Origin of the sequence: Terasakiella sediminum, from assembly GCF_033100395.1 — a bacterium.
Lineage (GTDB): Bacteria > Pseudomonadota > Alphaproteobacteria > Rhodospirillales > Terasakiellaceae > Terasakiella.
The window spans coordinates 19,737-41,096 of record NZ_JAWLVJ010000022.1 but is presented as its reverse complement, the minus strand read 5'-3'; the positions used below and the strand labels follow the sequence as shown (position 1 = coordinate 41,096).

Sequence of the window (21,360 nt, the reverse complement as noted above, 5' to 3'; positions counted from 1 at the left end):
CGACCCCTACCCTTGCCGCGTTAGGGATTATTCAGCAGCAGCGACTTCAGTGCCTTTGATGACCTGCTTGCCTTTCAGACCGATCCCGAATTTTTCGAGATAAGCGTTTGGCTTGCGACCGTCATAAGAAACATTGTCGATGAACTGAGTTTGTTCTGGTTTAAAACCGTCTGTGTCCCAAGGAATATCTTCTTTGGCGATGTGACCTTCTTCCAGCAGCATTTTCGCAGCTTCCAGATAGATGTCAGGACGGTAAACTTTCTTTGCTGTATCGATGTACCACTGGTCAGACTTACCTTCGGCAATTTGGCCCCAGCGACGCATTTGTGTCAGATACCAGATGGCGTCAGAATAGTAAGGGTACGTCGCGAAATAACGGTAGAATACGTTAAAGTCAGGAACTTCGCGTTTGTCGCCTTTTTCATATTCAAACGTCCCTGTCATGGAGTTTGCGATTACTTCCGCATCCGCACCCACATATTCAGATTTCGCAAGAATTTTCACAGCTTCTTCGCGGTTGGCGTTGTTATTTTCATCCAGCCATTTCGCTGCACGGATCAAAGCTTTGACAACAGCTTTATGTGTGTTCGGGTTTTTCTCAGCCCAGTCATTGGATACACCAAATACTTTTTCCGGGTTGTTCTTCCAGATTTCGTAATCTGTGATAACCGGAACACCGATACCTTTGAATACAGCCTGCTGGTTCCAAGGCTCACCCACACAGTAGCCATAGATCGTACCAGCTTCCAATGTGGCAGGCATTTGCGGTGGTGGTGTTACAGACAGAAGCGCATCGCCCTGGATCTGACCGGAAATGTCCGTTTTGGAATAGTAGCCAGGGTGAATACCACCAGCCGCCAGCCAGTAACGCAGTTCATAGTTGTGGGTAGATACCGGGAATACCATACCCATGTTGAACGGCTTACCTTCTGATTTGTATTTTTCAACAACTGGCTTCAGGTAGTCAGCTTTGATCGGGTGAACGGGCTTGCCGTCTGCGCCAACCGGAATATGCTTTTTCATCTCTTCCCAAACTTCGTTGGAAACAGTGATGCCATTGCCGTTCAGGTCCATAGAGAAAGCAGTTACGATATGAGCTTGTGTGCCGAAACCAATGGTCGCGCCGAGAGGTTGACCAGCCAGCATGTGTGCGCCGTCCAGTTCGCCATCAATGGTACGGTCCAGAAGAACTTTCCAGTTCGCCTGTGGTTCAAGCGTTACATAAAGACCTTCATCTTCGAAGAAGCCTTTTTCGTAAGCAATCGCCAGTGGCGCCATATCAGTCAGTTTGATGAAACCGAACTTCAGTTCTTCTTTCTCCAGATCCAGCATCTCCGCAAATGCTGAACCGCTAAAGGCAGAAACTGCAAGTGCTGCACCAGCCAGAATGGATTTAAATGATTTCGTCGTCTTCATAAGGCTTCTTCTCCTTAAAGTTTGAGCCTGTTCCCCCTCGTTTGGATCGCCAGAACCAGATGAGGTAAAAAACAAAAACGCTGCTGACAAAAACGCACCAGAGAGTGTGTGCGTCTTGTCAGCAGCGTTGCTGATGGTATATGTGATCTAGCACCCTTGCCAGATTACTAACTTACAATACAAACATCGTGCCAACTTTGGCTCAAACTTGATATTTGTTGTTTTTCAATACCTTATGATTTTTTTGAGGTTTCCACCTGTAATCCTTTAGTATGAATACGTTTTGTGCAGTGCGTCATTTTTAATCATTAACCTTAAATTAACTGCATATTTTTTAATCATTTTTATTTAATGACTATTTTTTGATCACTATCAAAGAAATTCATTTCTGGTTCCGGCGTCACAGCACCGCCTGCGGAAAGTAACTCATCGTAAATTACTGAACAAAAAGAACGCGCTATCATCTCTGGTGCAGGCGCAATATTGGCCGTATGAGACCAGCGTGTCATTTGATCAAACAACCATTCCGCCCCTATTGCACTTGGTCTATTGGCATTTTCACCAGATAAAATAAGGAAATCCGGGATATATACCCGGTCTTTTTCATGATGAAGCCGCAAATCACCTGACAAAGACCCTACAATAATTTCTGCTGGGACATCCAGATATTCATGCCGGGACAGAATTTGGGCAATCACCGGAAAATTCCCGGTATCCCCCGCCCAGACAGCAGCTTGATGCAACGCCTTCATCAACCCGCCGAGAGATGCCGCATTTTCATCCACCCAGGTTTCGCGCAATCCCAAAAGCTTTTCCGGACACTGCGGCCAGATTTGCGAGGTTGCCCCAACAATCACGCCAATATCCTGTGCGACAGCCAGAGAATTCCAAGGCTCACCCACGCAAAAGCCATCAATGCGACCTTCACCCAGATATTGATCCATAAAGGGCGGCGGAATAACTTCCAGATGAACATCCTGATCAGGATCAATCCCACAGGCCGCCATCCAGTATCGCAAATGATAGTTATGACAAGAAAACGGAAAGACCATGCCAAAGCGCAAAAGCTCTAGCCCAGCTTTCTTTCGTTTTTCAATCACCGCCTTCAAAGCAGCCCCGGTCTTTTTAAGATCCAGTTGACCGAGAAGATCAGGTTCTTCTTCCTGCAGCAAACCAAACAGATGGTTCGATACCGTAATTGCATTGCCATTGCGCCCCAAAACAAAGGGCGCCACGATTGCCTTGCTGTTGGGCATAGAGCCCAAATTGGCAGCAATCGACATCGGGGCCAGCATTTGTGCCCCATCCAGGTAGCCAAGATATAACTTATCGCGCACATTTGCCCAGGACACCTCTTTGTGTAAGGACAAATCAACGCCGTTTTCTTCGGCAAACCCTTTTTCTTTTGCAATCGCCAGCAACGCGCAATCTACAAGCGGGACAAACCCGATTTTTATTGTCTGTATTTTATCTGTCATAGCATCATCCCAACAATTCTGCGGCAGTTACGATAGAGCTGGCGATATCGCTGATCTTCTGGCCTTTGTTCATCGCAGTTTTGCGCAACAGGGCATAGGCTTCAGCCTCACCCAGGTTACGCTGCTGCATCAAAATACCTTTGGCCTTGTCGATAACTTTACGTTCTTCCAAGGCACCTTTGGCTTCGGCTAACTCTTTATGTAATTTGCTAAAGGCGTTAAAGCGACTGACTGTCATATCAATGATCGACTGCACCCGTTCACTCTTTAACCCATCCACAATATAGGCACTAACCCCGGCATCAACGGCCTGGGCAATAGTCTGACTGTCTGACTGATCCACAAACATGGCAATCGGCCGCTTGACCTCGCGACTAACCTGAAACATCTGTTCAAGCACATCCCGGTTGGGGTTTTCCAGATCAATCAGGATCACGTCCGGGTCCAGCGCAAAAATACGTTCCGACAGATTTCGGGTATCCTGCAGCCATTCCACACAGTCCAGTCCACTTTCGCGCAATCCTTCAAACAGGATCGCTGCACGCGCCTTGTTCTCGTCAATTAGTAATATTTTTAAATCCGTGTCCACGAATGGTTCACTCCGATCTTTGTTCTTTCCCCAAACCAAAGCAAGACCCGTGCCGTTTTGAAATCCTTTAGTATTGGCACTTTAGAACCAGTCACAAACTTGTGCGCTGCACAAAAAGAAAGCAAATGCCGCCCGTTTTTTCATCAACCTGCGATCACTTTCACATAAACCCGCAGATTTTAGCCATTTCACAAGGTGGCATGATACCTGCGTACATATACTTACATAGGCCCTATCGCCAGACCGCCTACAACGGTTGGCCTCTTTTCAACAGTTTTTATGAAAGAGGAACCCATGCTCGCTAAAATCATTGATTTCCCATCAAAAGAGAAATCCGAAACAACATCCCTCAGCAGCGTCCTGAGTTTTTTAAACCGCGTTTCCAACGTACCAGACACCACCACAGACTTTGCCGAAGCAACAACAAAAATCTTTAAAGAAGTTTGCACTTATACAAGCTGGCCCATCGCGCATCTTTACCTCAAATCCAAAGAAACGCCCGAGACATATATATCTAATGACATTTGGTTCCTTGAAAAAGGGCTGGACCCCCGTGCCATTGCCGACTTCAAATCCATCAGCGAACAGACCATCTTTGAAAAAGGCAAAGGTATCATCGGCATCATCGCCCAGGAAAAACAGGCAAAGGCAGTTGAAGATGTCACCGTCATAAAACAGTTCCTGCGCGCCGATGCAGCCAAACGCAGCGGTGTGCGCGGTTTCTTTGGCTTTCCTATCCTGATTAACGATGAATGCGTCGGCGTTGCAGAATTTTATGGTCGCGAGATTGGTCTATTGGATGAAACCTCGCTGGAAATCATGCAATATGTCAGCGCCCAGCTTGCCCGCCTTTACGAACGTGAAGAAAGCAACGCTTACCAAAGACGTATCGTCAAACAGTTTGAAGAAAGCGTACTTTGTTCCATCGAAGACCTCGCTGGACGCGCCAAAGAACTCAATGCTGCTGGCGACGGCGTAAAATCACAAGCCAAAAGCAGCACAGCCCAATGCAGCAAAGTTGTCTCTGGCAGTGAGTCCATCTTACAGAACATGAACACCCTGCAGGAAACCATGACCCGTCTGATCGATGTGGAAGAACAGACCATTCAATCCAATGACAAGGTCAACCGCACAGTGGAAGATCTGTCGCGTAATGTTGGCTCGGCCATGGCGGAACTTAAGAAACTCAGCCAACTAACCGCCCATATCGAAACCATTGTTCAAAATGTCACTGAAGTTTCCGGTCAGGTGCGTATGCTGGGGTTGAATGCTGCCATCGAAGCCGCACGCGCCGGACAAGCCGGCAAGGGTTTTGCGATTGTCGCGGGCGAGATCAAAATGCTCGCTCAGCAATCTGAACAATCATCACAGGCCATTTCGGATCAGTTGATTGATATTCAGAAAATTGCCAACTCCGGCATGGGACTGATGAATACAGTCACCCAATCCATGGCGATCCTGGAAGATACAACATCGCATATGAGCCACGTTGTCTCCGATCAACACAGCGCGACAGAGATCATTCGCGATAACCTGGACGATGCCCAAGCCACCTTTAAGGGGATCGACCACGATATCGAAACCATGAACAGATCATCACAGGACCTTTTAAGCCTGTCACGCAACGTCAGCACACATGCACAGACGGTGGATCAGGTCAGCACCACCATCGAAAAAGCCAGCCGTGATTTTATTCAGGCTATTCAGGACAAATAAATCCATACGTAACCTGAAAAAAATAAAACAGGCCTCGCTTATAGAACGGGGCCTGTTTCTCGTTAACCTGCAGACAAACTTAGAAGCTGACTTTTAGGCCAGTCATAATACCGAAGCCTTCATTGTCACTTGTATTGTTCGCTGCTGTTGCGGACGCGTCATCAAAATCAACCCCAAAAACAGAACCGATCATTGTCACGCCTGCACCCAGATCGTAAGAACCAGACACCGTCCAGTAATCTTTCTGGTCTTCCTGTTTTGCAGACGAACCACCGTCATCCATGTTCAAACTTTGGATTGTTGCAGAAACGCCGTATGGACCAGTTTCGTAAGAAACACCGAAGTCCCAACCGTCAGAGTTTTGATTGCTTACAGCCGCAACATTTTGTGTGCGGTAGTAAGAAGAACCGATGGTGAAGCCAGCAACACCAACATTCAAACCACCGCGAACAGTTGTTTCGTTGTTAACAGATGTACCATTTGTACCACCGTTATCAACCAGTTCACCACTTACATCTGCAGCAATCGAAACGCCACCGAAATCACCGTTATAAGCAATACCTGCCTGATAAGAGATATCGTTGGCTGTGTTTGTGCCACCAACATTTACTGCACCTGAAGGCGATTCAGGCACAAGACCATAAGAAGCCCCCAGCTGGAAACCACCAAGATTTGGCGTCAGGTAGACAATTTTCTGACCATCACTGCCGTCCGCTTCGGTATTGCCGCCAAAGTTTGCCGCTGTACCAATTGTTTCAGAAATCCAGTTTTCTGAATCACCAATGGCCTGACCGACATTCGGGGCAACATTGTGCATTTTCGCGCCCGCACCAGATGTGGATCCGAGATAGATTTTACCCAGACTGTCAGAAGAAACTGAAACGAAGACATCATCCTGGGTTGTCGCGTTGGAGTCAGCTTCCAGATCGATGTTGACGCCGATTGTCAGACCGTTATCCAGCTTGGTCTCCCCACGGAAGTAAAGCTCGGTATCCTGTTGAACCAGCACACTTGCAAAATCATTTGTACCGTTTGTTTCCTGATCAGCATAACCAACATATGCATTAGCGAAACCACCGACAGAAAGCTTGATCGGGTCAGCAGCGTTCGACGAAGTAGAAATAGCCGCAACAGCAAACATTGCTGTTGTGGCAAATAGAACTTTTTTCATTTCCATTACCTTGTTGATGAATATTAATATCAGGCTAGCTATACTTAACTAAACCGCCATAAACATACACTTCACAGAAATAGTTAAGTAGATCAATATCATCAACACCATAACCAATATGATCAATATACTTCGGATTGCATGATAAAATGTAAACACCTATTGACATATTTTCACTAGACCAACCAAAAATACTTATTTATATTTTCAACGAATTTTAAAGGAATTAGATATCCCCTTTTTATATTCAAAATATCATATATGTTATTTAATTCAGGCAATATGATACTTACCCATGCTTTTGATGAATTAAGCACGAAGAGTTGGCATCACGACGCAGTTGCATTGTGATGCCAATTTTTTTGATTTTTGCAGGGCTTAAACGGTTTTCAAAATATCCAGCACCTGACGTTCAACTGGTCTCAACTCACTTTGTACACGTGTCATAACACCAATCGAACGGTGCACGTCCCATCCGTTTATCTGTAGCGGAACAATCTCGCCACTATCGATTTCATCCTTCAGGGTACATTTTGATGCGATCCAGACACGATTATCCAGTAACGTCAATTTCAAGGAAACCCGAAATGAATTGGATTCAAGCAAGTTGTCGAAACCGCCTTCACCAGCATTCAAAAGCTGCTGATCAATGGTTTGGCGCGTTACGCCGTCAATATCATTCAAAATCAACGACCAATTCAGCAGCTCGACCAGATCAAGCTCTTCTTTCTCCAACAAGGGATGACCTTTGCGCACCATCGGAACCACATGGTCCTGATACAGATGTTTAAACTCTACGCCTTTTATCGGATTTTCAGGGACTGCGGAGCCAAAGAAAAAAGAAATTTTCCCAGCCAGAAGCCGGTCCACAAGATAGACCTCTGAACCTTCAACAACAGAGACTTTGACCCCGGCATTTTCATACTCAAAGTGATTTATCGCCTCTGCCAGCAGGTTGCGCGGTGCACTTTTTAAAACACCAATATTAATGAAATCAGATACGGTAGAAGATTTAACATTCTTGTAGGCTTGAAGAACCTGTTCAAAACCGGGAGCGACAAGTTCAAAAAACTTTTCACCGATGGGCGTCAGTGATGTGCCCTGATAGCCTCGTTCCAGAAGTTGCGCGCCGATAGAGAATTCCAACTCCGACAGGCTGCGAGAAATTGCCGAACGTGAAAGGTTCAGCTTTTCTGCCGCCAGTCTTACATTTTGTTGTCGGGCCACCTCCATGAAGCAACGCAAATGACGATAACTGATCCGATGATCCATAATTCTGGAATTCCCCTTCAGGGTGAGGAAAGACAAGCCCTCTTCCCTCACCTAGACCCTTGAAGGTTAGAGACCCGTTTTCGCCATCGCAACGGCCGTGTCGGACATGCGACATGAAAAGCCCCATTCGTTATCATACCAGGACAGAACGCGCACAAGCGTGCCTTCCATAACGGTTGTCTGGGTCATATCAAAAGATGATGAATTGGAATTATGGTTAAAGTCGATGGAGACCAGCGGCAGATCATACGCGCCCAGCACACCTTTCAGGCGACCTTCTGCGGCTTCTTTAATAGCTGCGTTAATCTCTTCCACGGAAGTTTCACGCGCAGCTTCAAATGTCAGGTCCACCATGGACACATTTGGCGTCGGCACACGAATGGCCGATCCATCCAGTTTACCCAGCAGTTCTGGCAACACCAGACCAACGGCCTTGGCTGCCCCGGTTGAGGTCGGGATCATGGACAAGGCGCCTGCACGGGCACGACGCAGATCACTATGCAGTGTATCCACCATGCGTTGATCCCCGGTGTAGGAGTGAATAGTCGTCATGTAACCTTTCACCATCCCAACTGTTTTATGCAGCACATCAGCCACAGGGGCGAGACAGTTTGTTGTGCAGGATGCGTTGGAAACCACCTTATGATCATTAGTCAGCTTGTCATCATTCACACCAAACACAACGGTCAGGTCAGACTCTTTACCCGGTGCAGAAATCAGCACTTTCTTGGCACCTGCATCAAGGTGTTTTTGCGCAGCGCCACGTTCGACAAACAGGCCAGTACATTCATAAACAATGTCAATATCAAGGTTCGCCCAAGGCAGATTTGACGGGTCCCGTTCTGCAATCACCTTAATCGTCTTGCCGTCAATCACAATGCCTTCTTCAGAAGTCGTGACATCTGCATCCAGCACACCATGCACCGAGTCATATTTTAAGAGATGTGCGTTATCAGCGACGGAACCCAGATCGTTAATCGCAACGATTTCAACATCATCACGCTTGCCTTCTACGATGGAACGCAGACACAGACGCCCAATACGTCCAAAACCATTAATTGCGACACGAATAGCCATTGTGAATACTCCTTTAATCCTTTTATTTCTTCAGCGTACTTATTCAATTTTAAAAATGCCCCCGGAAGGTGTAGATCGATCCTCCCTCCCGGGGATAGTTGACCTATGTTTCACTCTAGGGAAGGTGCGACAACACAGGTGAGGCAAAAACTTTGTCAAAAGGTGCAGAGGGAGCAACATATTGCATCAGAGACGCTCCCTCTGACCTTAAGCCCTATATCGACATGACCTATGGCAGTAAGCATGTAGATACGGACATTCCGTTTTCAGGGTTTCCCCCGTCTATTCTTATGGCCCAAAGGAGCAACAAAATTTGCCGGATCACTGCTCCTTTGGACCAAACTCGTGCGCGGCTCTCGAATTCCACGCACGGGCATTCAAATCTCTTCCTTTATCTCCTTTGGAAAGGACAGCACACGTGCACTATCCATCCCCAAAACTTTCTTCTGCAGATCATCCGCTGTCATCAAACCTGATTGCGTATCCAGGCTTGCCGCGACACTTGCGCCGTTTACAGCCGCCATGTTCAGGGCACTGTAAACAGTCTTCTTGGTGCGAAGCGCATAAGCAATCGTTGCGTTAAAGGCATCCCCTGCCCCGATGGTGGATTCAACCTCACATGGGATAGAGGGTCTGAACAAAATGGTTTCCGGCGTGGACAGATAAGCCCCTTCCGCCCCATTGGTAACAACCAGATAGCTGCACCCTATCTTATGAATCTTGTGTGCAAGCGCGGCCAATTCAACCCGCGCGCCCTTTTCACCCAGGCCGTCCCGGATCAATTCAGGATAATTTTCTGCATTTTCCTCAATCGAAGAAATATCCACATATCCTTCAGCCAGAGCTGTTGCTTCTTCTTTATTGATCGCCAGCAAATCTACATGCTGAAAAGCATCCAGCACCTGTTCCTTGCGGCGTCGGATCTGGCGAATGCCAGGATTACAGGCCACAAAAGCACCTGCCTCCTTCGCCAGCTTCACAATCTTCGGGAAAACCGTGGCGGACTGCCCACTGAGTGTGGAAACATACACAAGGTCAATTCCGACAAATATCTCAGGTGTGATATCACCAAGGCTCAAAGTCGTGTTGGACCCACGATGAACAAAGATTCCAGCATTGCGATCATGCGATGAAACAATGATGGATTTACCTGTCTGTTCAGTCGGTTCTTTCCGCACCAGGCTGGTATCAATCTTTTCTTCCGCTAAACGACCCAGCACACGATCAGCATCCACATCATTGCCAAGCTTTAAAACACAGCCGACCACCCCACCAAGACGGGACATGGCAACAGCTGCGTTACAGGCTCCACCGCCGACTTGGGTTTCAATTCGGGTGGCTTCAACTTTTTTACCCTGCTCCATCATCAGATAGGAATTTGTGGCGTTCTTAAGCGTAATACATTCAATATCCGAGGTGTCGATTGACGTAATCACATCAATTGTCGCCCCACCAATGACTAAAACTTTCATCTCAGTTCCCTAACTCATTTTTATGGACGTCGCGGGTCATATAGGCATCCCACGGCATCATTTTTTCCTGATGTCGTTCTTCGGTCAGTCGAAGAAACAACGGGCTTGTGATCATTAAGTTTGCTGTTGATGGATTGCATGCAAGGGGCACGTCATAAAGAGTCGACATGCGCACCAGTGCTTTTACATCCACATCGTGGGGCTGTGCGGTCATCGGGTCCTGAAAAAACACCAGGGCATCCAGCTGACCTTCACAAATAAGCGCACCCAATTGTTGATCCCCACCAAGCGGCCCGGATTTCAAACCTGAGATATCCAGTTCCGGGTGGTTAGAAGACAAAATCTTAGCCGTCGTGCCCGTTGCGTAGAAACGCAAATTCAGCAACGCAGATTTATTCTGCATGACCCAATTGGAAAGAACTTCCTTCATGGCATCATGGGCAACAAGACCAACAACAAGGGGGCGCGAAATCATCAGCTTTCTCCAACTTCAGCAATGCGCAGGATGTTTGTCGTTCCGGCATTCCCAAACGGCACACCTGCGGTAATAACAACCGTATCCCCTTTTGCGACCATTTCTTTTTCTTCACTGACGCGAAGGGCCGCTTCGACCATTTCCTTGATATTGTCCACATCCGGGCTAACAATCGGCTTGATGCCCCAAACGAGACAGAGCGCACGGGCTACCGACAGATCATAAGTCAGCGAGATAATCGGCGCTTCCGGACGTTCCCGGGCCGCACGCAAGGCTGTTTTGCCCGATGTGGAATAACAGATGATGGCTTTTGCCTCCAACGTACTGGCGACCTGACGGGCAGCCGCACTGATGGCATCTGTGTTATTACTTTGACTTGTGCCGCGTGATGCATCCATCAAGGATGTATGCAACGGATCACTTTCCACTTCTGAAATGATGCGGTTCATCATCGCAACCGCTTCGGTTGGATATTTCCCGGCAGCTGTTTCAGCCGACAACATCACCGCATCCGCCCCGTCATAAACAGCAGAAGCCACGTCTGATGCTTCGGCCCGCGTTGGTGTGGGTGCTTCGATCATGGTTTCCAGCATCTGGGTTGCCACAATCACAGGGCGACCAAAGCCGCGTGCGGTTGAAATAATATGTTTCTGCAGGGCTGGTACCCGTTCCGGCGGCAGTTCGACGCCCAGGTCACCACGCGCCACCATCACCGCATCGCTTTGTTCAACGATACCGGACAACTGGCTAAGTGCCGTTGGCTTTTCAATCTTGGCAATCAGCTGAACGCGCGGACCTGTGAGTTCACGTAACTCAATCATATCTTCCGGGCGTTGCACGAAAGACAGAGCAACCGAACTCACGCCTTGTTCCAAACCAAAGGCCAGATCAGCGCGGTCTTTTTCTGTCAATGCGGAAACCTTGATCTCCGCATCCGGCAGATTCAGACCTTTGCGGTCTGACAGTTTGCCGTCAACCAAGGCTTCGGCCACCATGCGATCCGGTGAAATTTCAATCACCTTCAGACGCATACGCCCATCATCCAGCAACAAGCGATCACCGACTGATAGAGCTTCGAAAATTTCCGGATGCGGCAGGGTCACGCGCTCAGCATTGCCCGGCACATCATCCGTATCAAAGATAAAACTCTGCCCGACTTTCAGCTCCACTGGACCGTCAGCAAAAGCACCGATGCGAAACTTTGGCCCTTGTAAATCCATGAACATACCGAGGGGGCGACCAAACAGTTCTTCTGCCTTACGCACAGCAGCAATGCGCGCCGCATGATCATCAAATGTACCGTGACTAAAGTTCAGGCGGAACACGTTTGCACCCGCTTTGGCGAGGTCTAAAATTGCCTCAACCGTATCTGTTGCGGGGCCCAGTGTGGCCACAATTTTGGCACAGCGGTGCTGTTGTGAATGACCGATGACATTCATCTTGAAAAAATTCCTTTTTGGTTTTGTTAAGCCTTAATCAGGCTCGCGACAATGTACGCGACACACAATCTTGCCATCGCTCATATTTTCCTTGTCGCTCGGTTTCATCCATAGTCGGCGTGAAGCGTTTCTCCAGCGCCCAAAGTTTTGCAAATTCATCCGGTGCTGGCAGCACACCTGCATGCAAGCCCGCCATATAAGCTGCACCTACAGCCGTTGTTTCCAAGATCGTCGGGCGATCCACAGGCGCACCCAGAATGTCGGACAGGAACTGCATGGTCCAGTCAGAGGCGGTCATGCCGCCATCCACACGCAGGATGGTTTCTTCACCTGTCGTATTTTCCCAATCCTTATGCATGGCTTCCAGCAGATCACGGGTCTGATAGCCCACACTCTGCAGGGCTGCGCGTGCAAATTCATTTGGCCCTGTACCACGCGACAATCCAAAGATTGCACCGCGTGCATGGGCATCCCAGTAAGGTGCGCCAAGCCCGGTAAAGGCAGGCACCATCACCACATCCTGGTTTTCAGCAGCATCCTGTGCCATCGCCTGTGTTTCAGACGCATCCGTAATCATTTTCAAACCATCGCGCAGCCATTGCACAACGGCACCTGCAATAAAGATAGAGCCTTCCAGGGCATAGCTTGTCTTACCGTCAATCTGATAAGCCACCGTAGTCAACAAACGATTGTTTGATCGCACCATCTGATCGCCTGTGTTCAACAAAGCAAAACATCCGGTGCCATATGTGGATTTCATCATGCCTGCGCTAAAGCAAGCCTGACCGACAGCCGCACTTTGCTGATCGCCAATGGCACCACCGATTTTGATGGGCGCACCGAAGAATTCTTCCAGTGTCTGGCCGTAATCAGCCGAACTGTCTTTCACTTCTGGCAGGACAGATGCTGGAACGTCAAGCAGAGCCAACAGTTCATCATCCCATTTGCCATTGCGAATATCATACATCATGGTGCGCGACGCGTTGGTGGCATCGGTTGCATGAACCGCCCCACCCGTCAATCGCCAGATCAGCCAGGTTTCAACGGTGCCGAACATCAACTCACCCGCTTCTGCCTTGTCACGTGCACCATCGACACTTTTCAACACCCAACGGACCTTATTACCGCTAAAGTATGAGTCAATCAGAAGGCCCGTCTTATCCACCACCATCTCTTCATGGCCGGCTTCAACCAGTTCTGCACAAAGTTCTGCAGCACGGCGATCCTGCCAGACGATGGCGTTATGGATGGCTTTTCCGGTGTTGCGATCCCACAAGACAGTGGTTTCACGTTGGTTGGTGATGCCGATACTGGCGATCTCACCTGCTTTTAAATTTGCTTTTTCAAGGGCAGCGCGGCATGTCGAAACAGTTGTGTTGAACAAATCTTCCGGATCATGTTCCACCCAGCCCGGATTGGGGAAATGTTGATCAAAGTCTTCCTGGGCCACTGAGACGACTTTCAGGTCCGTATCAAATACGATTGCCCGCGTCGATGTGGTGCCTTGATCAATTGCCAGAATGTAGTCAGCCATTTTTCCAATCCTTAACTTCAATATATGAAGCGTTCAGTATGCGTATAAAATAATGAAATTTCTAAATAAATTTTCTCTCGATTGGGGTGATGCACAATTTGGGAACCAGCACCACCCCGCTCGGGGAGAGGAAAAAGTTAATTACTTTTTCCAGGACTTAATCAGCTCGTCATAATCGACGGTGATCGGGGTTGGTTTCTCGTTCGCCAGTTTGGCTTTTGGAGAACCAGGTTGGGACAACCAGTATTCCTTGTCCTTCTTAGGGTTCAGCTTCGGACCTTTGTCGCCCTGAACGCCAGCGCGCTCCAGACGGGCCAAAACTTTATCCTGTGCTTTTGCAAGCGCATCCATGGCTTCTTGTGGTGTTTTTGCACCAGAAGATGCATCACCAATGTTCTGCCACCACAACTGAGCCAGCTTTGGATAATCAGGAACGTTGGTACCAGTTGGGGACCACTGAACACGTGCTGGTGAACGGTAGAATTCAACCAGACCACCCAGTTTAGGTGCACGTTCTGTGAAAGACGCGTGGTTGATGTCGCTGTCACGTACAAACGTCAGACCCACGTGGGATTTCTTCAGAGATACGGACTTGGAAACAACAAACTGTGCGTACAACCATGCAGCTTTTGCACGATCAACTGGCGTAGATTTCATCAGTGTCCAGGAACCAGCATCCTGATAACCCAGCTTCTGACCTTCCTGCCAGTAAGCACCTTTTGGTGATGGCGCCATACGCCATTTTGGCAGACCATCTTTGCCCATTACAGGCAGGTTTTCTTCAACCATGGAGGCTGTAAATGCTGTGTACCAGAACATTTGCTGTGCGATAGACCCTTGTGCAGGAACAGGACCTGCTTCAGAGAAGACCATACCACCCGCAGATGGTGGGGCGTATTTCTTCAGCCAATCAACGTATTTTTCAACAGAATATACAGCAGCCGGGCCGTTTGTTGCGCCACCACGTTCAACGCTTGAGCCAACAGGGCGGCTGTTTTCGTCTACACGAATGCCCCATTCATCAACGGGAAGACCGTTTGGTTCACCCGCATCACCAGCACCAGCCATAGACAGCCATGCATCAGTGAAACGCCAGCCAAGGGATGGATCTTTCTTACCGTAATCCATGTGACCGTATACGCGCTTGCCGTCGATTTCTTTTACGTCATTTGTAAAGAAGGCAGCGATGTCTTCGTAAGCAGACCAGTTAACAGGAACACCCAGTTCGTAGCCATATTTCTCTTTAAACTGCGCCTTGATCTTTGGATCAGTGAACCAGTCGTAACGGAACCAGTATAGGTTCGCAAACTGTTGGTCGGGCAGCTGATAAAGCTTACCATCAGGACCTGTTGTGAAATCCTTACCAATAAAGTCATCAACGTCCAGCATTGGGTTGGTTACGTCTTTACCTTCACCCGCCATCCAGTCAGTCAGGTTACGAACCTGCTGATAGCGCCAGTGTGTACCGATCAGATCGGAGTCATTGATATAAGCGTCATAGATGTTTTTGCCGGACTGCATTTGGGTTTGCAGTTTTTCAACAACGTCACCTTCACCAATCAGGTCGTGATTGATTTTGATGCCTGTGATTTCTGTAAATGCTTTTGCCAGAGTTTTTGCTTCATACTCGTGCGTTGCAATTGTTTCAGAAACAACGTTGATTTCCATACCTTTGAAAGGTTCGGCGGCTTTAACAAACCAGTCCATTTCTTTCATCTGGTCCGCCTGAGAGAGGGTCGAAGGCTGGAATTCAGACTCTACCCATTTCTTGGCTTCATCCATCCCAGCATAAGCTGGAGAAGCTGCCAAGCCAGCCAGAAGTGCAACGGCTGCTGCTCTCATAGCAAGTTTCTTTTTCATTAGGAATACCTCCACTGTTTTAAATTGTGCCCTGCAGATGTTCCTAGTCTCTGCAGGACAATTGAATTTCATCAAACCCAACGGAATACTGATCCGGCATAGATGAAACAAACTCCCAGTGCGCCGTACAGCGGACCACCGAAGATGGCGAGCCAGCCGAGACAGATAAATGCACTGCCGAGAAGCGAAATAAACAAACGATCACCGGGCGTAGTCTCAAAGCGCAGGATACCAACACGGGGCAACTGCGGGGCTTTGATGGCCCTAATAGTCATGATGATCAGCAAGCTTAAAATAGTCAGGAAGAAGGTGGCCGTTTGCCAGGTCCACGCCATCCAGCTTAAATCCAAATCCATAACGTCCTCCTTTCCTTATACGCGGCCCAGGGCGAAGCCCTTGGCGATGTAGTTACGAACAAACCAGATCACGAGTGCACCTGGAATGATGGTGAGTACTCCGGCGGCGGCCAGCACACCCCAGTCGATACCAGCGGCACCTACTGTACGGGTCATGGTCGCAGCGATCGGTTTTGCATCAACTGATGTCAGGGTCCGTGCCAGCAGCAGTTCTACCCATGAGAACATGAAGCAGAAGAAGGCAGCCACACCCACACCTGATGCGATCAGGGGCATAAAGATTTTCACGAAGAATTTCGGGAAGCTGTAGCCATCGATATAGGCAGTCTCGTCAATTTCCTTCGGCACGCCGGACATGAAACCTTCCATGATCCATACAGCCAGCGGGACGTTAAAGAGAACGTGAGCCAGTGCCACAGCGATGTGCGTATCGAACAAACCAACCGAGCTGTAAAGCTGGAAGAACGGCAGGGCGAATACAGCTGGTGGTGCCATACGGTTCGTCAGCAGCCAGAAAAACAGGTGCTGATCCCCCAGGAAGCGATAGCGAGAAAAAGCATACGCTGCAGGCAAAGCCACCGAGATGGAAATCACCGTGTTCATCACAACATAGGTGATGGAGTTGATGTAACCGGAATACCAGCTGGGGTCCGTAAAGATGGTGATATAGTTCTGAAAGGTCAGGTTATCAGGCCACAGCGTAAAGCTGGACAGGATTTCCTGGTTTGTTTTCAAACTCATGTTCAACAGCCAGTAAATCGGCAGCATGAGGAACACGATATAAGCAACCATGATTACAGCGCTTTTGCTGATCCCAAGGCCCCTCAAAAGAGGGACACTGGTTGTCTGTGCGGTAGTCGTAGCGGCAGTCATAATCAGCCCCCTTTCTTGTCAAGATTGGTCATGATGGTATAGAGAACCCAGCTCACCAGCAGAATGATCAGGAAGTACACGATCGAGAAGGCAGCAGCCGGACCAAGATCGAATTGTCCAATGGCCATTTTCACCAGGTCGATGGACAGCAGGGTTGTTGAGTTACCCGGCCCGCCACCTGTGACCACAAGCGGTTCAGTGTAGATCATGAAGCTATCCATGAAGCGCAGCAGGAAGGCGATCAGCAACACACGGTGCATCTTTGGCAATTCGATGTAGCGGAAGGTTGCCCAACGGCTTGCCCCATCGATTTTCGCCGCCTGATAGTAAGCTTCTGGAATGGACTGCAAACCAGCGTAGCAAAGAAGGGCTACAAGCGATGTCCAGTGCCAGACATCCATGATGATAATGGTCGCCCAGGCATCAAAGATGTTTTGTGAATAGTTGTAATCAATTCCCATACCGTTCAGCACTGCCCCTAAAAGACCAATGTCTTCGCGGCCAAAAACCTGCCAGATGGTACCAACCACGTTCCAGGGAATAAGCAGTGGCAGAGACATCAGAACCAGACTAGCCGGTACACCCCAGCCTTTTTTCGGCATATTCAGCGCCACAATGATACCCAGCGGGATTTCGATGGCGAGAATGGTTGCGGTAAAGAAGAACTGGCGACCAAGGGCGTCGTGGAACCGTTCAGAATTAATGATTTCTTCAAACCATTCGATCCCGGCCCAGTAAAATTCGTTGTTACCAAACGTATCCTGTACGGAATAGTTCACCACCGTCATCAACGGAATGACCGCACTGAAGGCAACCAGCAGTACAACCGGGAGAACCAGGAACCATGCTTTATTGTTCATAGGCTTGTTCATTTAAGCAACCTCCCCGTCTACGATCCAGCTTTCGGAATAGACATTCACTTTCTGCGGATCAAATTTCACACGATTGGCGCGATCACTGATCGGCATGCCTTCTGGCACCATCACATTGACTTCACTGCCAAAGAAATCTGCACGCACAATCTTGTGGCGACCGACATCTTCGATACGTTTGATGGTAACAGGCAAACCTTCGCCATCCACACCAAGGGATGTAAATTCAGGGCGCACACCGATTTCAACGTTGGAACCGGAAATACCTTGATATCCATGGCCCAACTCAATGGTGCAGCCTTCGATATAGGCGTGTGTGCCATCAACGTGGGCTGGGATCACATTCATGCCCGGGCTTCCGATGAAGTAGCCGACAAATGTGTGGGCAGGACGTTCAAACAATTCCTGTGGCGTGCCCATCTGCACAACGTCACCGTCATACATCACCACAACTTTATCTGCGAAAGTCAAAGCTTCCGTCTGATCGTGCGTCACATAGATCATGGTGCGGTTCAGCTTTTTGTGAAGCGCCTTCAATTGCATCCGCAACATCCACTTAAGATGTGGATCAATTACAGTCAGCGGTTCATCAAACAGGATCGCTGATACGTTCTGACGAACCAGGCCACGGCCCAGGGAAATCTTTTGTTTCGCATCCGCTGTCAGACCGCTTGCTTTTTTATTGAGCACATCAGTCATTTCCAACATGGCGGCGATTTCGGTGACGCGCTTGTCAATTGTCGCACTGTCATGCCCACGGTTCTTCAGCGGAAAGGCCAGATTGTCGTAAACCGTCATGGTGTCATAGACCACCGGGAACTGGAACACCTGCGCGATATGGCGTTTTTCGGTTGGAAGACGCGAAACATCTTCGCCATCAAACAAAACCGCGCCTTCACTTGGGGTCAACAGACCGGAAATGATGTTCAGCAGTGTTGACTTCCCGCAACCAGATGGACCAAGCAACGCATAAGCCTTGCCGTCTTCCCAGACGTGGTCGATTTTCTTCAGCGCATAATCCGAAGGCCCGGAAGGATGCGGCAGATAGCTATGTGCCAGGTTTTTGAGATGAATCTCAGCCATTTTAACTCTCCTCCTTAAGCAGCTTCGGCATATTCAGGTGCGAAGATGAGTTTTTCATCTTCATCGAAAATGTAGAGTTGATGCGGATTGACATAGAGTTCCATCTTCGATCCCAACTCCGGCTCATGCACCCCGTGTGTCAGGGCAACCCAGCGGTCAGCGCCATGGATGACGTGGATAAAGCTTTCAGAACCCGTGATTTCAGAAACCGCAACTTCAACCTGGAACGCAAGCGCATCATCCGATGGGCGTTGCAGTTTCAGATGATCCGGGCGGAAACCTGCCAGAATGCGACCATCAGGAAGATTGGCAAGTTTGCCTGTAGCCGCAGCCGTCTGACCTTCCCCGAACAGAAGCTTTGATCCGGCTTTCGCAACAGAAACAAAATTCATGGGCGGGTCAGAGAAAACGCGTGCAGTCGTCACATCCTGTGGATTGCGATAAACGTCCAGCGTTTCACCAAACTGTGTCATGCGACCTTCCCACAGGGCTGCCGTGTGACCGCCCAAAAGCAGGGCTTCGGTTGGTTCGGTGGTTGCGTATACAAAAACAGCACCGGATTCAGCAAAGATACGCGGAATTTCAGCGCGCAGTTCTTCACGCAACTTGTAATCCAGGTTGGCCAGCGGCTCGTCCAGAACCACAAGGTCAGCGCCCTTCACCACCGCACGTGCGAGCGCGGTTCGTTGCTGTTGTCCACCGGAAAGTTCCAGTGGCTTACGATCCAGCATTGGCGTCAGTTTCATCAGCTCGGCTGCTTCGCGCACCTTGCGATCAATTTTTGCGTCATCCAGTCCTTCGATACGCAAAGGGGAAGCAATGTTTTCATAAACCGACATGGCGGGATAATTGATGAATTGCTGGTATACCATGGCAACATTACGTTTCTGCACAGGCACACCTGTTACGTCTTCGCCATCCCACAGGACACGGCCTGCAGTCGGTTTGTCCAAACCTGCCATCAGGCGCATCAAAGATGTCTTGCCTGACAGGGTTGGACCTAACAATACATTCAAAGATCCCTTTTCCAATGTCAGGGTAACGGGGTGAATATGGGTTTCCCCACCTACAACCGTCGTTACATTTTCAAGAGATAAAGTCATTTAGTCCTCTCTGTTTAAGCTGCGCTCTGTTTGGCATCGAGGAAGGTTTTAACCTTCTCTTCAAGGATGCTCTTTTGCGCATTCGTCATATGCAGGCCGAGTTTGGAACGACGCCATAAAATGTCTTCCACCGAAGTTGCCCATTCTTCGTTTATCATAAACATAACTTCGGTTTCTGTTAATGTCGCCCCGAAATCTATACCTAAATCTTCTTTTTTGTGCTTTTGGTCAAGTATTTCCCATGCCCGCAAGCCATACATTCGTACCAATCGCGTTGCCCAAGCCTTATCCAGGTAGGAAAATTCCTTGCGCAATTGTTCGATTTTTTCGTTTACCGTGCTGACATCAAACTCCCCCCCAGGCAGTGGCGCATCTTTCGTCCATGCCGGTTTGATATGGGGGAAGTATGGTGCGATTTTAAGCAGCGCGGCTTCAGATAATTTGCGATAGGTCGTGATCTTGCCACCAAAGATGTTCAGAACCGGGGCATTATTTACATCCCCATGGTCCTTCAACACATAATCCCGTGTCGCTTCCTGTGCTTCACTGGCACCGTCATCATAAAGCGGACGCACGCCGGAATAAGACCAGACCACATCAGCTGGCGTAATCTTTTTCGTAAAGTAGCTTTCTGCACTTTTACAAAGATACGCGATTTCATCTGTTGAGATTTCAACCCCGTTGACTTCGCCCTTGTGATCTTCATCAGTTGTGCCGATCAGGGTGAAATCATTTTCATAAGGGATAGAGAAGAAAATCCGGCCATCTTCGTTCTGGAAAATATATGCACGTTCGTGATCATAAAGCTTCGGCACAATAATGTGACTACCACGAACCAGGCGAACCCCTTCGTCGCTGAAAGACAGATTACAGTCTTCCATGACATTCTGAACCCAGGGGCCACTGGCATTAACGAGATATTTCGCTTTAATTTCAGTTACTTTACCTGACTGCTGATCTTCAACTTCAACAATCCAGATATTGCCGTCACGGCGTGTGGAAATACATTTTGTGCGGGTCTGAATCACAGCGCCCAAACGTTTGGCATCAATCGCGTTCAGTACGACGAAACGTGCATCATCCACCCAGCAGTCTGAATATTCAAACGCCTTTTTAAAGTGTACGTGCAGCGGATCCCCGGCTTCATCGTTTCGCAGATCTACACTGGAAGCACCGGGTAAAATCTCGCGACCACCCAGGTGATCATAAATAAACAAGCCAAGGCGCAGCATCCAGGCCGGACGCATATCTTTCTTGTGTGGAAGTACGAAACGAAGCGGCCAGATAATATGCGGCGCATTCTTTAAAAGAACTTCACGTTCGATCAGAGATTCACGCACCAAACGGAATTCATAATGTTCCAGATAGCGCAGGCCACCGTGGATAAGCTTGGTGCTTGAAGATGATGTTCCCTGGGCCAGGTCATCTTTTTCACAAAGATAGACACTTAAGCCGCGACCAGCTGCGTCCCGGGCAATTCCACACCCGTTGATCCCGCCACCAATCACAAACAGATCATATGTTTGATCTTTATTCATTCGAAACTTCCAATTCAGTAAACTTTGTTGATCCCA

18 protein-coding genes are annotated in these 21,360 nt (G+C 48.7%); 1 reads left to right on the top strand and 17 read right to left on the bottom strand.

What is annotated here, in order from left to right:
• Positions 1 to 27: 27 nt before the first annotated feature.
• The 3 genes from RYZ26_RS15915 to RYZ26_RS15905 all read right to left on the bottom strand — a co-directional run bounded on the left by RYZ26_RS15915 (position 28) and on the right by RYZ26_RS15905 (position 3,483).
• Positions 28 to 1,416, bottom strand: coding sequence for a CmpA/NrtA family ABC transporter substrate-binding protein (locus RYZ26_RS15915; protein ID WP_317684229.1), 1,389 nt, complete (start codon positions 1,414 to 1,416; stop codon positions 28 to 30).
• Between the two features lie 344 nt (positions 1,417 to 1,760).
• A complete protein-coding gene (locus RYZ26_RS15910; protein WP_317684228.1) occupies positions 1,761 to 2,894 on the bottom strand; it encodes a CmpA/NrtA family ABC transporter substrate-binding protein in 1,134 nt (377 codons plus the stop codon).
• A gap of 4 nt (positions 2,895 to 2,898) precedes the next feature.
• Positions 2,899 to 3,483 carry an ANTAR domain-containing response regulator gene (locus RYZ26_RS15905; protein ID WP_317684227.1) on the bottom strand — a complete coding sequence of 195 codons (585 nt, stop codon included), beginning with the start codon at positions 3,481 to 3,483 and terminating at the stop codon, positions 2,899 to 2,901.
• 294 nt (positions 3,484 to 3,777) lie between these two features.
• Here RYZ26_RS15905 and RYZ26_RS15900 point away from each other — a divergent pair, with 294 nt between their 5' ends.
• Positions 3,778 to 5,199 carry a methyl-accepting chemotaxis protein gene (locus RYZ26_RS15900; protein ID WP_317684226.1) on the top strand — a complete coding sequence of 474 codons (1,422 nt, stop codon included), beginning with the start codon at positions 3,778 to 3,780 and terminating at the stop codon, positions 5,197 to 5,199.
• Between the two features lie 79 nt (positions 5,200 to 5,278).
• Here the strand turns inward: RYZ26_RS15900 and RYZ26_RS15895 are convergent, their stop codons facing one another.
• From RYZ26_RS15895 to glpD, 14 genes are all read right to left on the bottom strand, one after another.
• Positions 5,279 to 6,370, bottom strand: a complete 1,092-nt coding sequence (locus RYZ26_RS15895) for a porin (protein WP_317684225.1) — start codon at positions 6,368 to 6,370, stop codon at positions 5,279 to 5,281.
• A 378-nt stretch (positions 6,371 to 6,748) separates the two neighbouring features.
• The gene (locus RYZ26_RS15890; protein ID WP_317684224.1) at positions 6,749 to 7,642 is read right to left on the bottom strand and encodes a LysR substrate-binding domain-containing protein; all 894 of its coding nucleotides are present in this window, start codon (positions 7,640 to 7,642) and stop codon (positions 6,749 to 6,751) included.
• Between the two features lie 66 nt (positions 7,643 to 7,708).
• Positions 7,709 to 8,719 carry a type I glyceraldehyde-3-phosphate dehydrogenase gene (gene gap / locus RYZ26_RS15885; RefSeq protein WP_317684223.1) on the bottom strand — a complete coding sequence of 337 codons (1,011 nt, stop codon included), beginning with the start codon at positions 8,717 to 8,719 and terminating at the stop codon, positions 7,709 to 7,711.
• A gap of 377 nt (positions 8,720 to 9,096) precedes the next feature.
• Positions 9,097 to 10,191 carry a carbohydrate kinase family protein gene (locus tag RYZ26_RS15880; protein ID WP_317684222.1) on the bottom strand — a complete coding sequence of 365 codons (1,095 nt, stop codon included), beginning with the start codon at positions 10,189 to 10,191 and terminating at the stop codon, positions 9,097 to 9,099.
• 1 nt (position 10,192) lies between these two features.
• Complete coding sequence (locus RYZ26_RS15875; RefSeq protein WP_317684221.1) at positions 10,193 to 10,666, bottom strand: methylglyoxal synthase; 474 nt, start codon at positions 10,664 to 10,666, stop codon at positions 10,193 to 10,195.
• Positions 10,666 to 12,105 (bottom strand): pyruvate kinase, encoded by a 1,440-nt coding sequence (gene pyk, locus RYZ26_RS15870; protein ID WP_317684220.1) that lies wholly within the window; start codon positions 12,103 to 12,105, stop codon positions 10,666 to 10,668. Before pyk ends, RYZ26_RS15875 begins: the two co-directional genes overlap by 1 nt.
• Positions 12,106 to 12,142: 37 nt before the next feature.
• Positions 12,143 to 13,639: a glycerol kinase GlpK gene (gene glpK / locus RYZ26_RS15865; RefSeq protein ID WP_317684219.1), complete on the bottom strand. Its 1,497-nt coding sequence runs from the start codon at positions 13,637 to 13,639 to the stop codon at positions 12,143 to 12,145.
• 141 nt (positions 13,640 to 13,780) lie between these two features.
• Positions 13,781 to 15,499 carry an ABC transporter substrate-binding protein gene (locus tag RYZ26_RS15860; RefSeq protein ID WP_317684218.1) on the bottom strand — a complete coding sequence of 573 codons (1,719 nt, stop codon included), beginning with the start codon at positions 15,497 to 15,499 and terminating at the stop codon, positions 13,781 to 13,783.
• A gap of 71 nt (positions 15,500 to 15,570) precedes the next feature.
• Positions 15,571 to 15,855, bottom strand: a complete 285-nt coding sequence (locus RYZ26_RS15855; protein ID WP_317684217.1) for a DUF2160 domain-containing protein — start codon at positions 15,853 to 15,855, stop codon at positions 15,571 to 15,573.
• 15 nt (positions 15,856 to 15,870) lie between these two features.
• Complete coding sequence (locus RYZ26_RS15850; RefSeq protein ID WP_317684258.1) at positions 15,871 to 16,647, bottom strand: carbohydrate ABC transporter permease; 777 nt, start codon at positions 16,645 to 16,647, stop codon at positions 15,871 to 15,873.
• An 83-nt stretch (positions 16,648 to 16,730) separates the two neighbouring features.
• The gene (locus tag RYZ26_RS15845) at positions 16,731 to 17,600 is read right to left on the bottom strand and encodes a carbohydrate ABC transporter permease (protein ID WP_317684216.1); all 870 of its coding nucleotides are present in this window, start codon (positions 17,598 to 17,600) and stop codon (positions 16,731 to 16,733) included.
• Positions 17,601 to 18,683, bottom strand: a complete 1,083-nt coding sequence (locus RYZ26_RS15840; protein ID WP_317684215.1) for an ABC transporter ATP-binding protein — start codon at positions 18,681 to 18,683, stop codon at positions 17,601 to 17,603. It abuts the gene before it with no gap.
• 14 nt (positions 18,684 to 18,697) lie between these two features.
• Positions 18,698 to 19,786 (bottom strand): ABC transporter ATP-binding protein, encoded by a 1,089-nt coding sequence (locus RYZ26_RS15835; RefSeq protein WP_317684214.1) that lies wholly within the window; start codon positions 19,784 to 19,786, stop codon positions 18,698 to 18,700.
• Positions 19,787 to 19,800: 14 nt separating this feature from the next.
• A complete protein-coding gene (glpD, locus tag RYZ26_RS15830) occupies positions 19,801 to 21,324 on the bottom strand; it encodes a glycerol-3-phosphate dehydrogenase (RefSeq protein ID WP_317684213.1) in 1,524 nt (507 codons plus the stop codon).
• Positions 21,325 to 21,360 lie beyond the last annotated feature (36 nt).

What these genes read in the sequence shown, in the direction of transcription:
- RYZ26_RS15840 (WP_317684215.1), bottom strand. Translation starts at nt 18,683, where the DNA reads ATGGCTGAGATTCATCTCAAAAACCTGGCACATAGCTATCTGCCGCAT.
- pyk (WP_317684220.1), bottom strand. Translation starts at nt 12,105, where the DNA reads ATGAATGTCATCGGTCATTCACAACAGCACCGCTGTGCCAAAATTGTG.
- RYZ26_RS15850 (WP_317684258.1), bottom strand. Translation starts at nt 16,647, where the DNA reads ATGGTTGCTTATATCGTGTTCCTCATGCTGCCGATTTACTGGCTGTTG.
- RYZ26_RS15860 (WP_317684218.1), bottom strand. Translation starts at nt 15,499, where the DNA reads ATGAAAAAGAAACTTGCTATGAGAGCAGCAGCCGTTGCACTTCTGGCT.
- RYZ26_RS15835 (WP_317684214.1), bottom strand. Translation starts at nt 19,786, where the DNA reads ATGACTTTATCTCTTGAAAATGTAACGACGGTTGTAGGTGGGGAAACC.
- RYZ26_RS15895 (WP_317684225.1), bottom strand. Translation starts at nt 6,370, where the DNA reads ATGAAAAAAGTTCTATTTGCCACAACAGCAATGTTTGCTGTTGCGGCT.
- RYZ26_RS15880 (WP_317684222.1), bottom strand. Translation starts at nt 10,191, where the DNA reads ATGAAAGTTTTAGTCATTGGTGGGGCGACAATTGATGTGATTACGTCA.
- glpK (WP_317684219.1), bottom strand. Translation starts at nt 13,639, where the DNA reads ATGGCTGACTACATTCTGGCAATTGATCAAGGCACCACATCGACGCGG.
- RYZ26_RS15855 (WP_317684217.1), bottom strand. Translation starts at nt 15,855, where the DNA reads ATGGATTTGGATTTAAGCTGGATGGCGTGGACCTGGCAAACGGCCACC.
- RYZ26_RS15915 (WP_317684229.1), bottom strand. Translation starts at nt 1,416, where the DNA reads ATGAAGACGACGAAATCATTTAAATCCATTCTGGCTGGTGCAGCACTT.
- gap (WP_317684223.1), bottom strand. Translation starts at nt 8,719, where the DNA reads ATGGCTATTCGTGTCGCAATTAATGGTTTTGGACGTATTGGGCGTCTG.
- glpD (WP_317684213.1), bottom strand. Translation starts at nt 21,324, where the DNA reads ATGAATAAAGATCAAACATATGATCTGTTTGTGATTGGTGGCGGGATC.
- RYZ26_RS15875 (WP_317684221.1), bottom strand. Translation starts at nt 10,666, where the DNA reads ATGATTTCGCGCCCCCTTGTTGTTGGTCTTGTTGCCCATGATGCCATG.
- RYZ26_RS15910 (WP_317684228.1), bottom strand. Translation starts at nt 2,894, where the DNA reads ATGACAGATAAAATACAGACAATAAAAATCGGGTTTGTCCCGCTTGTA.
- RYZ26_RS15900 (WP_317684226.1), top strand. Translation starts at nt 3,778, where the DNA reads ATGCTCGCTAAAATCATTGATTTCCCATCAAAAGAGAAATCCGAAACA.
- RYZ26_RS15845 (WP_317684216.1), bottom strand. Translation starts at nt 17,600, where the DNA reads ATGAACAAGCCTATGAACAATAAAGCATGGTTCCTGGTTCTCCCGGTT.
- RYZ26_RS15890 (WP_317684224.1), bottom strand. Translation starts at nt 7,642, where the DNA reads ATGGATCATCGGATCAGTTATCGTCATTTGCGTTGCTTCATGGAGGTG.